This is a genomic window from Haloarcula amylovorans (assembly GCF_004681185.1).
Classification (GTDB): Archaea; Halobacteriota; Halobacteria; order Halobacteriales; family Haloarculaceae; genus Haloarcula; species Haloarcula amylovorans.
Map to the genome: position 1 here is coordinate 55,893 of NZ_SRIF01000014.1, position 13,032 is coordinate 68,924.

General features: G+C 61.6%; 19 protein-coding genes. 3 read left to right on the top strand and 16 right to left on the bottom strand.

The annotated features are described in order from the left end of the window. Positions 1-2 precede the first annotated feature (2 nt). A complete protein-coding gene (gene merA / locus E4S61_RS23865; protein WP_134671652.1) occupies positions 3-1,457 on the bottom strand; it encodes a mercury(II) reductase in 1,455 nt (484 codons plus the stop codon). Positions 1,458-1,535: 78 nt separating this feature from the next. Between merA and E4S61_RS23870 the strand changes: the two genes are divergently transcribed. After that, positions 1,536-1,880, top strand: coding sequence for a winged helix-turn-helix transcriptional regulator (locus E4S61_RS23870; RefSeq protein ID WP_128904656.1), 345 nt, complete (start codon positions 1,536-1,538; stop codon positions 1,878-1,880). A gap of 101 nt (positions 1,881-1,981) precedes the next feature. Then, positions 1,982-2,536: a peroxiredoxin gene (locus E4S61_RS23875; protein ID WP_135306298.1), complete on the top strand. Its 555-nt coding sequence runs from the start codon at positions 1,982-1,984 to the stop codon at positions 2,534-2,536. 42 nt (positions 2,537-2,578) lie between these two features. Here E4S61_RS23875 and E4S61_RS23880 read toward each other — a convergent pair whose 3' ends face one another. From E4S61_RS23880 to E4S61_RS23915, 9 genes are all read right to left on the bottom strand, one after another. Next, complete coding sequence (locus E4S61_RS23880; protein WP_128904654.1) at positions 2,579-3,739, bottom strand: hypothetical protein; 1,161 nt, start codon at positions 3,737-3,739, stop codon at positions 2,579-2,581. A gap of 171 nt (positions 3,740-3,910) precedes the next feature. Then, positions 3,911-4,447, bottom strand: a complete 537-nt coding sequence (locus tag E4S61_RS23885; protein ID WP_128904653.1) for a hypothetical protein — start codon at positions 4,445-4,447, stop codon at positions 3,911-3,913. Then, positions 4,444-4,599, bottom strand: a complete 156-nt coding sequence (locus tag E4S61_RS25740) for a hypothetical protein (RefSeq protein WP_164932745.1) — start codon at positions 4,597-4,599, stop codon at positions 4,444-4,446. The genes E4S61_RS23885 and E4S61_RS25740 overlap by 4 nt, the downstream gene beginning before the upstream one ends. Continuing rightward, positions 4,599-5,285: a DUF6166 domain-containing protein gene (locus E4S61_RS23890; RefSeq protein WP_128904728.1), complete on the bottom strand. Its 687-nt coding sequence runs from the start codon at positions 5,283-5,285 to the stop codon at positions 4,599-4,601. The genes E4S61_RS25740 and E4S61_RS23890 overlap by 1 nt, the downstream gene beginning before the upstream one ends. A gap of 155 nt (positions 5,286-5,440) precedes the next feature. Continuing rightward, positions 5,441-5,740 carry a hypothetical protein gene (locus E4S61_RS23895; RefSeq protein ID WP_128904652.1) on the bottom strand — a complete coding sequence of 100 codons (300 nt, stop codon included), beginning with the start codon at positions 5,738-5,740 and terminating at the stop codon, positions 5,441-5,443. 53 nt (positions 5,741-5,793) lie between these two features. Then, a complete protein-coding gene (locus tag E4S61_RS23900) occupies positions 5,794-6,015 on the bottom strand; it encodes a hypothetical protein (protein ID WP_128904651.1) in 222 nt (73 codons plus the stop codon). Between the two features lie 73 nt (positions 6,016-6,088). Next, positions 6,089-6,760, bottom strand: a complete 672-nt coding sequence (locus tag E4S61_RS23905) for an IclR family transcriptional regulator (protein WP_128904650.1) — start codon at positions 6,758-6,760, stop codon at positions 6,089-6,091. 39 nt (positions 6,761-6,799) lie between these two features. Continuing rightward, positions 6,800-7,078 (bottom strand): DUF7389 domain-containing protein, encoded by a 279-nt coding sequence (locus tag E4S61_RS23910; protein WP_128904649.1) that lies wholly within the window; start codon positions 7,076-7,078, stop codon positions 6,800-6,802. 19 nt (positions 7,079-7,097) lie between these two features. Further along, positions 7,098-7,502, bottom strand: coding sequence for a DUF6166 domain-containing protein (locus E4S61_RS23915; protein ID WP_128904648.1), 405 nt, complete (start codon positions 7,500-7,502; stop codon positions 7,098-7,100). 122 nt (positions 7,503-7,624) lie between these two features. Between E4S61_RS23915 and E4S61_RS23920 the strand changes: the two genes are divergently transcribed. Then, positions 7,625-8,989: a restriction endonuclease gene (locus E4S61_RS23920; RefSeq protein ID WP_128904647.1), complete on the top strand. Its 1,365-nt coding sequence runs from the start codon at positions 7,625-7,627 to the stop codon at positions 8,987-8,989. A gap of 13 nt (positions 8,990-9,002) precedes the next feature. On the opposite strand, the gene E4S61_RS23925 is transcribed toward E4S61_RS23920, so the two are convergent. From E4S61_RS23925 to E4S61_RS23950, 6 genes are all read right to left on the bottom strand, one after another. Beyond that, entirely contained in the window at positions 9,003-9,578 is a 576-nt protein-coding gene (locus E4S61_RS23925) for a hypothetical protein (RefSeq protein ID WP_128904646.1), read from the bottom strand. Between the two features lie 82 nt (positions 9,579-9,660). Next, positions 9,661-10,056: a DUF7567 family protein gene (locus E4S61_RS23930; RefSeq protein ID WP_011222455.1), complete on the bottom strand. Its 396-nt coding sequence runs from the start codon at positions 10,054-10,056 to the stop codon at positions 9,661-9,663. Positions 10,057-10,128: 72 nt separating this feature from the next. Next, complete coding sequence (locus tag E4S61_RS23935; protein WP_135306299.1) at positions 10,129-10,494, bottom strand: DUF7568 family protein; 366 nt, start codon at positions 10,492-10,494, stop codon at positions 10,129-10,131. 6 nt (positions 10,495-10,500) lie between these two features. Beyond that, positions 10,501-11,001, bottom strand: a complete 501-nt coding sequence (locus E4S61_RS23940; RefSeq protein WP_011222453.1) for a PX domain-containing protein — start codon at positions 10,999-11,001, stop codon at positions 10,501-10,503. A gap of 108 nt (positions 11,002-11,109) precedes the next feature. After that, positions 11,110-11,532, bottom strand: coding sequence for a hypothetical protein (locus tag E4S61_RS23945; protein WP_011222452.1), 423 nt, complete (start codon positions 11,530-11,532; stop codon positions 11,110-11,112). A gap of 120 nt (positions 11,533-11,652) precedes the next feature. Then, on the bottom strand, positions 11,653-13,032 hold a 1,380-nt coding region (locus tag E4S61_RS23950; protein ID WP_135306300.1), incomplete at its 5' end, for a heavy metal translocating P-type ATPase.

Here is a 13,032-nt window from a genome sequence, read left to right on the forward strand (position 1 = left end):
CCTCACTCGATACAGCAGCTCATTTTGGACGTATCCCGACGGAACGCCTGACAGGCCTGCTTGAACGCCTCGGAGAACGTCGGGAACGGGTGGACAGTATCGATGATGTCGTCGACGGTCAGTCCGAACCTCACAGCCAGCGTGGCTTCCATAATCATGTCGGCGGCACGCGGCCCGACCATGTGGACACCGACGATTTCGTCGGTCTCGTGGTGTTTGACGACCTGGACGAGGCCGTCAGTATTCTTCACGGCTTTCGCCCGCGGCACGTCCGCCATCTGGACGGTCCGGCACGAACAGGTGCCGTGCTCGTCCATATACTCGAGTTCGGTCGTCCCGACGGCGGCGACTTCGGGGCTGGTGAACACGACTGCGGGGACTGCATCGTAGTCGATGCTGACGCCCTCGTTGCCGAAGGCATTCTTGACGGCGTGATTGCCCTCCTTGGCGGCGACCGTCTCCAGTTCGGGCTCGCCGATCACGTCGCCCGCCGCGTAGATGTCGGGATTCGTCGTCTGGAAGTACTCGTCGACACGAATCGTTCCATCGGGGTTCGTTTCGACCCCTACCGTTTCGAGACTGATCTCCTCGCTGTTGGGCTGGACCCCGGTCGCGACGAACAGCGCGTCGCCGGTGACCGTTCGCTCAGTGCCGTCGACGGTTGTTTCGACGGCGACGCCCGACTGGATCGCTTCGGCGCCGCCGTCAGCTGCTGGCCTGCGGACGCGCCGGAAGTCGTTATCGGTGAGTATCTCGATGCCTTCCTCATCGAATGCACGCTGCATCTCGCGACCAAGTTGGCCTTCCATGTCCGAGAGGACGCGCTCGGAGCGCTGGAGAATCGTCACGTCGACGCCGACACGGTGGAGGATCTGGCCCCACTCCAGCGCGATGTACCCACCACCGAGCATTAGGATACTCTCGGGGAGGTCGCGCTCCTCGAGGATGGTTTCGCTCGTGTAGTAATCGACCTCCTCGAGGCCGTCGATGGGCGGCGCCCACGGTGAACTGCCAGTCGCGACGAGCGCCTTCTCTCCAGTAATGCGCGCGCCCTCGTCGGCGCCGTCGACGACCTCGATGGTTGTGTCGTCGACCAGCTGGCCGTACCCCTCGTAGATGTCGGTCTCGAAGTGCTCGGCGACATCGACGTAATTCTCCCGCCGGAATCCCTCGACGAGGTCGTCGGTCCCGTCGAGTGCGTCGGCCCAGTCGACAGTCGGTTCCTCAGGGTATCGAACGGCGTCGAAGGGATTCTCCGACGCTGCAGCGCCGCTCTCGGCGACGGCAAGCAGATGCTTACTCGGGACACAGCCGACGTTCACGCAGGTTCCGCCGATGGGCAAGCCGGTGTTCACCATCGCCGTCGAGAGGTCCCGTCGGCTCGCTTCAGTGATCGCGGCGAAAGCTGCGGCGCCACCGCCGAGAATCACGAGATCATAGTCGGATGTGTGAGTCATCTATACCGAAACTTTACGACGGGAAGTTCTTATACTCCAGAGTCCGAAGCTATAGAGTAGGTTGGAGGCCACGAAGCTATGGCAGATACTACTTCACCGGCGCCAACGTGCGATGTTGAGGGGACGTGCTATTGTCCGCTCACAGGAGTTATCGACACGTTGAGCCGAAAATACGCGATGCAACTCGTCAGTATCATCGGCGCACACGATTCGCTGCGGTTCGCGGAGATCGAGGCGCACCTCCCTACAGCGAGCACGTCGACAATCTCGAAACGCCTCGACGAATTCGAGGAGGCAGGGATCGTCTCACGGACGCAGTACAACGAAATTCCGCCACGCGTCGAATACGCGCTAACTGACGAAGGGGATGAGATTCGTTCGAGATTAGAACCCCTTCTTGAGTGGGCGACGGCGAACTCCTGACGTACGGATTCCAGTGAATTTCATCCCACATTTGAGGCTACTCCATTCAGGTGGGGGTGTTAGCCCCAAGACTATCCTTTCTTCGTGTGCTACTGTGACGCATGATAAACGAGGGAGCGTCTGCACCGTCATTCACTCTTCCAGGTCTCCGTGACGGAGAACAAACCGAGTACAGCTTGGATGAGACAACTGCGGATGATCGGGCTGCGTTGCTAGTTTTTTACCCATTTGATTTCAGTCCTGTTTGTACAAACGAACTGTGTGCGATCCGCGATGCAGAGTGGTTTCAGCTGACGCCGGCGCTCGATGTCTGGGCAATTTCTGGGGACAGCATCTACGCCCACCGAGCATTCGCCGAGGAATACGGCATCAATTTCCCGTTACTTAGTGATAGTTCCGGGCGGGTTGCCGAGTCATATGATGTCTGTTATGACGAATGGGAGAACCACGAGCGCGTTCCACAGCGTGCCGTGTTCCTCATCGATTCGGAGCAAACGATTCGATACGCTTGGGCCACAGAAGATGCACTCGAGAAGCCGGATTTCTTCCCGGTTAAAGACGCTCTTGATACGCTGGAAGCGGAACGCGATGAATTCGGTCCTGATGATGTCGAATTAGTCGTCGAATATAACGAGGAACCGGAACCGCTCACGTAAACGGCTGTTTGAGGACAGTTTCAGTGAACGCCGCTCCGACAATCAGCCCATCGCCTCTTGGAACCGCTCACGCAGCGCATCTTCACGCTCCTCGAACTGGTCGACCTTCTCCTGTAGATCATCGCTGACGCGCTCGATGCTCGCGAGCGCACGCTCGCCGGCGAGCGACGCCTGCGACCCGTCGTCGCCGTCCGCCTCGAGCTGCTCCTCGTAGGCTCGCTCGACGCGCTCGATGGTACCCTCGGGGTTGAACAGGATGTCGTTGGCCGTGCGGACGTAGCCGTCCAGCGACGCACCCTCCTTGCCCTGGAAGAAGTGAGTGAGCGCGTACGTCGCGCCGGAGTGCAGCGTCCACATATCGATCTCGAACGGCGACGCAGCGTTCGCCTCGGCATCCTCGGCAGCACGCTCTGCGAGATAGTCCGGGAATCCCAGCAGGCTGTAAAACTCGGTGACGGTGAACGGGAGCTCGGAGAACTCGAGATCGATCTCCTGCGCATCTCGGATGAATTCGAAGAGGTCGTCGGCGACGAGTTCGACCTGGGCGAGAATCTCCTCCCACCAGGTCCGGAAGTCCCGAACGTCCCCGACGTGCTTGATGACTTCCTTGTCGGTGAGCGAGCGCATCGAATTCGAGCAGTACCCGTCCTGAGCGAATCCCTCGACGTAGACGGCGTGCTCACCGAAGAAGTCGTAGCCGGAGGTCACGCCCATCGTGATCGGGTCTGACCGCCCGGGCAGCCGGACTTCGAGGCCGTCGAACATCACGTCCATATGGACCTCGCCGCCGCCCCGGTAGCGCCGGATCTCGCCGAACATCACGTTCCCGAGCGGCGACCCGTCGATGGTCTCCTCGCGAAGGACCTCTTCCAAGGGCCTGTACACATCCACCGGGTTGATGATCGCGTAACTGTCCGTGGGGACGTGAAATAGTGGGTCTGCGTCGGGCTCGCCGTCTGTCGCGTGGTCGCGCGCTCTTGTCGGCTCGACCAGGGCGTTGAAGCGCTCCGTTTCGACCCACTCGTCGGAGTAGGGATTCCGGTATGCGACTGTCGTCTCGACGGCCTGCGGGAGGTCACGAATCGTCTCGGCGAAGGACTTCGGTTCGTCGACCGTTTTCTTCCGGCGGTACCAGTCGGGTAGTTCTGTATCGGTTCGTCCGTCGACGCCAGCGAACACGGTTCTGGATTCTGGGTCTTTCATTGCAGTCACCTCGAAATCGAATTCGTCGCTCGCGACGGCGCTCTCATCACGCGCCCTGCGCCCCTCTCACGGGCGCAAAAACAACCACTCTTAACCAACGCCCCGCCCACGAATCCAGTACTGTTGGTTAAACATCTGGACGGTCTCGACACCTGGCTTCGGCTCTTCAATTCACTCGTCGGCGTGGCGTCGACGGCGCACCTGTTCAGGATTCGGCACCCACGGATGTGCGTCCCAGCAGTGCAGGGCGTGCTCTTGTGCCGTGTCGAACAGCGCCTCACACGACCCACACTCGTAGGCGGTGTCGGACCACGGTTCCGTGACGAACATCGCCGTCACCGTCGATCTGACTGGATCTGGTGCGGCCGACCGCTGAACGTAATCATAGCCGATCACTGTCCGTCGACGAAGCGCCGACTGTGCCAGCCGTTCGGGCCGGTCTGCTGGGAGATACACCCAGCGGACGAACGCCTCTTCTGAGTCCTTCGCCGAGGGTTGAAGGATGAACCATCGGTTGTGCTCGTCGCGGAACAGATACCGCTCAGTGCCCCGGTTCTGGAGATAGAGCGGATCACCACGACCGGGAATCAGCCGAAGTCCCACTGACGGCGAGATCGGGGTGAGGAGTCGCTCTTCCAGTGAGAGCGAGCCGGACTCTCCGGATGATGTCTCGCTCTCGAAGTCATCAAGCGTCGCTTCGCCAGTCATGATTCGCCGGGATTCGTCTCGTCTGTGTCTTTCCCAGCTATTCGCTCGTGCCGGTCGTTGTATCGCTTGAGTTCTCGGCCGATGCACTCCAGCGCCGTGACAGCGCGTTCGATGAGCTGGTACGTTGCTCGCGAAAGTCGGAATTTCTCCATCAGTTGGCCTCCTCTGGCTCGACGAGGTCGTTACTCTCAGCGACGAGTGCCTGAACGGCAGAGACAGGGTCGTTCTCGACCGGAAGTGTTCGATGGTCAAGCGGGGCGGGATACGCCCGGTCCCCCTGCGCACAAAGTATGATCAACCACTCTTCGCTCCCTTTGGCGCGGACGACGTAGTGGTCGATATCTCGACGTTGGAAGACTGTCCGATCTGTCCGGCTCACCGCACTCCAATTCGCCGGCAGTGACGATGACGGCGCCCCACCATCTGGCGTGAGTGCTCGGTACTCTTCGAATTCGGCGAGTGCCGCCTCGATATCCTCCCCGGTGAGGTGCCAGCAGTCGGCCGGGCCATCACACACCAGCTGACTGACCACGTCGTTGCGGAACTGGATGTAGTGTTGCTGGGCGACAGTTTCGTTGTCGGTGTAATCGAGGAGGAGCACACAGGCGAGCTGTGCCGGTCCGCTTCCCGTATAGCCCCAGTCGAATTCCGCCGGGCTATGCCGCACGAGACCGAGACTTCGATTTGGGGAGAGGCGTTCGTGTGCGGTGAGGTTCAGGACCACTGGCGTTCCGTCGACACGCATTCCGACGTACTCAACGCAGTCTGCACTCGCCTGCCATCGCTCACTCGCATCCTGTACGACTGCTCGTGGGTCGGTAGTCGAATTCATCTCCATCGGTTGCATGCGGGCGTTCGGATTCCCCGCACCCTGCTGGGGGTCGAAAAACTACCACCGGCTATTAACCCCTCAGCGTCGCTTCAAAGTTAGAACTCAGACTATTATAGTTCAAACTATAACATTTCTACAGATAACTAATCAATAGGGACTGTTTATTCTTCGAATAGACAGCGAGCGGCTGCATCGTCGCCAGCGAGGGTCTGCTGATCCTCGTCCGTATCAGCGAAGAGTGTTGACTGATCTCCTTCGGTTGATTGCTCAACTGCGGGTCGATCGTCGACGCCGAACACACTGGCCTCGGGCCGATCAAGACGTGAATCCCGGTCGCGATGATCCACGTCAGCACCGAAGTCCTCGAGTGAGGTCTCGACGCTCGTTTCAGTTACTTCGAGTTGGCCATCGTCGCCGAATGCGGTCTGTCGTTGAATTTCGATCTCGGCTTGATCGCTCATCTCATTCGAGCCTCCACCCACCGAGGCTCCGACAGACATCCCCGAGTGCTGCGTCAATTGTCTTCTGCGCGAATTTCGCTGGCCCGATCTTTGAGCCGGCGAAGAATCGGGATCCGTTGCTGATTCGCATTCTCGTAGGCGACGCAGGCTCGCAGCGTCTCCATGTCATGAATCGTCGCGATACCAGCATTGATGAGACGGGTATTTGGCGGTTCGAGACGCTGTTTCGGTGTGAGAGCGTCTGATTCGACGGATAGATCTGACGAATCGCTCATTTTTGTTCGCCTCCGCTCTCTCAAGGCGGCAACAAACAGCGGCCAGGCCCCTCCCAGTCGAAGAAATCTCCTGTCAGAACTCCACGTCAGTTTGGCGGTAGTTCGCGTCAGTGTCGACGCTGTCGTACATACGGCCGAGCATGTCGAGCGCTGACTGGAAGTGCGCGTAGTGCTCGTTTGCGAACGCCACAGTTTCTTCGAGTGGGATGACAGGCCGTCCGTCGACCATCTCGGCCTCGATCTGTGGCCGCGGCTTGAGTACCACCTGTATCGAACCATCGAGGTCGGCAGCAGGCAGGCGTTCTTCCGCAGTCGGGATTTCGAACCGATCGAAGAACGCCGTCCAGGCATCGAGGTCAGACTCGTGGACGGCGATGAACAGCGGATAGTCCTCTGGGTCGCGAGCGACCTGGTAGCCACCGCGAGTCCAGACGTAGACCGCATCGATGCCAGTGTATGCATACTCCATCCCCGTGAACTGCGGGAGGACATAGGCTTCTGAGATTGACGGCGGCGAGATGTCCGCTGACGCTGTCAGGAACTCGAGACCGGCGTCTCGGAGCGTCTGATCGATGAGATGAAGCCCATCGTCGTACGCGACGTATCCCGCCTCCTCGAGGCTATTCACGACGCGACGGATCGTCTCCCGGTTCTCGTCGATCTTCCGCGCGACGCCTGAGATGGAATCGCCTGGATCAAGCGCGAGGATAACCTTGAGTTCCTTCTCACCGCACACTTCGTACATCCTGCGGCTACACAATTCTGTGCAATAGTCAAAAAAGTACTATTCGTGTGGGTCGGCTGGCTGGATCTGGCGAGTGTCCTCAGCGAGGTCGTGGATATACTCGCGGAGGGTTTCCATATCCTCGCGGGCGTCTTCGAGCGTCTTACCCTTCACTTTGGCCGTGATCTTGTCTTGATCGCGGGTGCCAGTACCGCGAGTGAGTTTGACGGTGAGTGAGACGCCGACATCGCTTCGCTCGACGTACTCGGTTGGCACCTGACGCTCACGGTTCTGTTGCGATTCTGAGTCCACACGAGGCTGCTGAGTGTGTTCTGACATTGATTGCGCTCTGTGATCGTTAGTTGACGGACGGTGCAACTGGGTCGTCGACTATCTCATGAAGGGTAGCATCTATCTCGCGTCCGGTGAGTCGCCAGCAGCCGTCGGGTCCTGTACACTCTAGCTGGCTCACTACTTCGGTCTTGAACGCCTTGTACTCCGAAAGCGCTACCTCCTCATCGTCGGTGTAATCGAGCAGGAGGGCGAGTGCGAGTTGGGCCGGCCCGCTGCCACCATATCCCCATTCGAAGCCCGAAGGACTGTGATTTGCCAGCTCGAGACTCCGCTCTGGCGTGAGCTGTTGTTGGTCTGATTGCTTCTCGACGATGGCGCGGCCTCGACGACGGTAACCGACGTAAATGACGTCGGGATCAGCCGTGGTCCGTGACTGTACGTGTGAGCGTGGGTCGCTGATTCCACTCATAGGTTGGTTCGCGGGAGGCTCGTTTGATCACCCCCGCACCCCTCTCGGGGGTTCATAAACAGGACGGCGAAGCGTTCGGCAACGTATTTGACAGTTGCAACGTACTGTCCAGGTATATCGGAATGGCTGTACTGGACGACCTCTCAGGGTTCGAGTTCGAGGACGTAATAGAGGATGTCTTCCGCAATCTCGGCTACGAGAACGTCCGTCAGGCCGACCGAACCGCCGACGAGGGTCGCGACGTTATTATGGAGGAGGTCGTCGACGGCACCCGGCGCGCGATCATCGTGGAGTGCAAGCACACGGGGACGGTCGGACGGCCGGTCGTCCAGAAGCTCCACTCAGCAATCGCGACCTTCGACTTCGACGGCCCCAAACGCGGGATGGTCGTCACGACCGGCCGGTTCACGAACCCGGCTCAGGAGTACGCCGACCGCCTCCAGCAGAACGACGACCCCCATCCAATCGAGCTGCTCGATGGCGAGGACCTCCGGGAGATCGCCGACGAGATCGGCCTCGACCTCTACAACGGTCGCATCGAGATTCTCTGCGACGAAACGCTACGTCCCTACGACCCGGCCGCCGACGTCGACGCGGCCGTCGAAGAGGCGTTCCGCGACGTCGAGAACATCGAGGCCGCCGACCTCCCAGACCCACACTCATCGGTGACGTTCCGGCCGGTGGTGGCGGTCACCGCGGACACGAACGTCGTCTTCGAGACGTCGGTGGGCGTCATCCACCGGATTAACGATCGGACGCGATTCGTTGCCCACGCCGAACGCGGGCAGCCGCAGGTCGTCGACGAGGACGTCGCGACGCTGGTCACCGAGAACCTCCACGCGACGGTCGATCTCGACGCCGAGCAGTTCGGAGAGGTGTTCGACGACGTCGAGGAGCGGCGGTTCGGCCAGACTCAGACGGAGTACAAGGAGTGGGCCGTCGAGCGGCTCCAGCAGCACCACACGAAAACGGTCACCTACACCGGCGACAACAACGTCACCTACAACAAGACCTGCGAGCCGAACCGCTCGGACATCTCCGTCCAGTCGATCGAGCCGGTGTACCTTCCCGAGGTTCGGCACACCACCGACCACCAGAAGTACACCTATCCCTATGAGTACTACGCGGCGGGCCCCTCACGAATGACCGCCGAGGACGGCATCCATCGGTGCGTCCACTGTGACACGAGCGGCATCGACGAAACGTACACGTACTGTCCGAACTGCGGGGCGATCGCCTGCACCAGCCACACGAAAACGGAGCGGCTGGAAGGTGAGTCGATCTGTACGGGCTGTGCGGTGACGGAACGGTTCGCGCTGAAGACGAAGTACTTCTACGACGAGGAGAATCTCGAGGCGTTCCGCGAGGAGTACGCCGAAATGCCGCTTCACGAAAAGGCGATGGAGAACAAGTGGCTGGCCGGGGGGAGCGTGGTCGCGACGCTGCTGCTCATCGTCGGACTACTCGTCATCGGCGGCATCATCTAAGCGGCCTCGGTGTTCACGCCGGCTCAGCGACCAGCTCTTCGAGCGCGTGCTCAAGCGGGCCGTGGAACTGCCAGCTAGCCCGCTCGAAGGCTTCCTCGGTCGGCCCATCCCAGCGCGGGAATGCGGAATGACCGCTCACTTTGACTGTCCACTCGGTCGGCTCGTCGAACGGGTTCTCCGTCGGGAGTTCGACGACGTAGAGGTACTCCTCGTCGCCGTGGATGCCGTCGGCCGGATTCTCGACGCCGTGGCCCAGCAGGAACAGCGGCTGGTCCAGGTGCTCCATATTGGACGGCTCGAGGAGATCCGCTGGCTGAGCCGCGTCGATCGTTCGCTCTGGGTCGCCATCCAGGTAGAGGTCGACCGTCGAGAGCTTGTCGAGGAACACGAAGGTCGCCGCCGTGTAGCCCGGTCCCCGCTCTGCGCGGGTCGCATCGAGAAGCTCTTTCAGTTGTGCGAGATCCCGGAGGACGCTCCCGGGATACCCGTCCGAATGCCGGTACACCTGCGCGACGCGGTCGGCGCTGCCATCTGTCTCACCGGTCTGTTCGACTCGTTGGACGAATCGGAGTTGGCTCCGTGTCGACATCGGTACTCGCCGGCGCGTGTGCGCCGGCACCCATCGCCGGCGCTGAAACAACACCACACAGTCGTAGCGGGATTGCAATCCGCTACGCGAGATGTGACACCTCGTCTGGTTCCTCCACGTCGTCGAATTCACCACGCTCGACCGGCTCCCAATCCTCCCCAGGTGCTGGACTCCACCAGTCGATCTCATAGGCACCCGGTGCACCGAGGATTTTTGCCCGTGCCGAGCCGTCAGGCAGGTCGCGGCGGAGCTTCTCGTCGACGTGAAGGTTCCACGTTGAGTCGGTGTCGAAGCACGCGAGCACAGCCTCCTCGTAGCCACGGTCTTCTCGAGACTCTTGGAGGACGACCTGCGTGTTACAGTTCTTGCAGAACACTCCCTCGAAGGGAATGTGGGTGAACACTTCCTGCCCGCAGACGGGACACCAGAGGAACTCGAACAGTGCCTCGCTGTGTCGGTCGAGTACTTCGAGACTCATTGTTGGACCGACCCGGTTCGACCGGGTCACTCTCTCCGCCCCGGCCGAAAAACACCCTGCGTGTGTACGTCCTCAGCGTTCAGGGCCGTAGACGATGCGCGAGGGGGCTTCGTACCCACAGTCCGGACAGTCGTACCAGCGCTGTACCGTCGCTCCATCAGCTGTCTTCTCACCGACGAGGACGTCGTCGTTTGGACACTCCGGACAGTTCAGTTCGGGCGCTGGCCGCTCCCGAAGCGCATCCCGGAACGTTGTCGCCTTCTTCGTCTCGAAGCCTCGCGACCAGATCGGGTAGCCGTCGACGAGGATCGCTCCGCGCCACTTGTACCGGTATGAATCCGGCGCCCGGTGTAGAACAGCTCGCGCTCCAGTCTCGGTGTTTCGATACGCGAGTGTTGGTGAGCGACTCTCTCGTGACCAGTTGGTGATTCGTGGCATCGTTGGTCAGAAATGAACGTCTGCGGGGACGATCCAGAGCGTCTGGCTGTCCTCGTCTTCCTCGAGGACTCGGTCGAGCTGGCCTCGATGCCGAATCCCCTGGGCGTGCTGGTCGTACATCGGGATTGAGGGCCCTTCGTACGCGCCGACCTGGTGGAACGCGTGGCGGGCGAGGTCCTCGTCGCGCATGATCGCCTCGTCGCTGAGCTCGTCGAGCGCCTCCTTCACGCGGTCGAGATTCCGCTGAAACTCCTCTTTCGTGGCCTTCCAAGCCCGGTCGAGCAGTTCACCGCCCTCCTCTGAGTTGATGGGGGCCGCCGTCGGCAGGTCACCCCAGCGGGCCTTCCCGGCGACCGTCGTGTCGTCTTCATCGAACGTGACGTAGTAATCAAACACGGCGCAGCCGTGGGGATTCGCGCCGACGAGACGGTCGAAGACTGCTTTCCCCTCGACCAGGGCGTCGTGCTGTGTCGGTGCTTCCACCAGCGCGTAGATGACCATATGCATCTGGTTCACCTCGGAGTGCCGACTCACCGGGCGCCGCTCGGCGCTGTCTGCTCGGTGCGCCGGCACCCATCGCCGGCGCTCGAAAAACCTCGCTTCGGGAGACCGCGTTCAGGAATCGGCAGTCTGCTCGACGGTGATCGTCAGGTCGCCCGACTCGTAGTCGGCCTCGAAGTCGGTGCTGAACGCGTCGGAGTCGTAGGCGGCGTGGTAGGCACGGTGCAGTTCGAGCGACCCGGTCGCCTTGAAGTGGAAGAACGCGGCCGCCGTGTAGGGTTGGCTCTGGGTTTCGATCTGCGTCTCGACAGAGGCCGGGAGCGCGATTTGTGGTGTGTCCGTATCGATACTCGTAGCGAACGCCTTCGCTTCCTCGACGGTCGCCTGCGAATGTGCGGGTGTCTCGCCGGTGAGCACGTTTACCGGCGTCTCGGTATCGTCAGTGAACAGGACATCGTGGAAGGTGCGCGTCCCGAGGACTGCGTCGGGACTTAACTCGCAATCGTGGAGTGGATCGTCGTCTGGATTCTCGGGCATCAAATCAGAGCCTGCGGTGGGGCTCAGTCTCTACTGCCCCAGACAAACTGCAAATTGTCTCGATAGAGCGCAGGAAAGTCGCGAAAGAGGAGCGTCCTGCCCGCACTTCCCGCCGCAGAGTCAGGTGTCGGAGAACCGATCGGGCTCGATTCGCGACAACCGCATCGCGTTCCCGGTGACACCGAGGCTCATCCCCATATCACCGACAACGACCGCCAACGCAACGCTGACCAGCCCCAGTGGCACGCCCAGCGCGAGCAGGAACTTCACGCCGAGACTCGCCCAAATGTTCTGCCGGATCACCCCGTTGGCCGTATGCGACAGGTCGTACAGGTACGGGAGTTTCCCGACGTCGTCGCCCATCAACGCAATATCGGCCGTCTCGAGAGCGGTGTCGGTGCCGGCCGCGCCCATCGCGATGCCGACCTCCGCGGTGGCGAGCGCGGGCGCGTCGTTGATGCCATCGCCGACCATCGCCACCTCGCCGTACTCCGCCTGCAACTCCTCGACGGCGTCGACCTTCTCCTCCGGCAAGAGTTCGGCGCGGTACTCGTCGACGCCGACCTGCTCGGCGATGGCGCGGGCGGTGCCCTCGTTGTCGCCCGTCAGCATCACGACGCGCTCGACACCAAGCTCCTGCAGGCGCTGGACGGCCCGCTTCGAGGCCGGGCGCACCTCGTCGGCGATGGCGATGGCACCCAGCAACTCCGACTCCGTTCCGACGATAACGACCGTCTTGCCCTCCCGCTCCAGCGCGGCGAGCGCGTCCTCGGCGAACGCCCCGTCGTCGGACTCGGCCGCCTCTTCCGCCACGACGCCGCCGTCCGTCTCGCGGCGTGCCCGAGCGAGGTCGAAGCCCAACTCCTCGAAGAGTGCGGGCTTGCCCGCGTAGTACGTCTCGCCGTCGATCTCCCCGCGGATGCCCTTCCCGGTGAGGCTCTCGAAGCCAGTCGGGTCGGGCAGGTTGCCCACGCCCGCCTCGTCGGCACGGGCGAGAATCGCTGCGGCGATGGGATGCTCACTGCGCCGCTCCAGCCCGGCGGCGCGACGGAGCAGATCGTCCTCAGTGGTGTCGCCGACCGGGACGACGTCGGTGACGGCGAGTTCGCCCTTCGTGAGCGTCCCCGTCTTGTCGAGCGCGACGGCATCGACTTCGCCCATCGCTTCGAGGTAGTTGCCGCCCTTGATCAGCACGCCGTTCTTCGCGGCGCTGGTGATCCCCGACACCACGGAGACGGGCGTCGAGATGACGAACGCGCACGGGCAGGCAATCACCAGCAGGGTGAGTCCGCGGATGAACCACGTCTGCCAGTCGCCGGCGAAGGTGAACCCGTACCCGGCCACGTCCACCGAGACGGGGTCGGCGATGACCAACGGTGGAATGGCGGCGGTCAGGATTGCCAACACGACCACGACCGGCGTGTAGTAGCCCGAGAAGCGGTCGACGAACTGCTCGGTGTCGGTCTTCTTCGCCTGTGCGCCCTGCACCATCTCGATGAT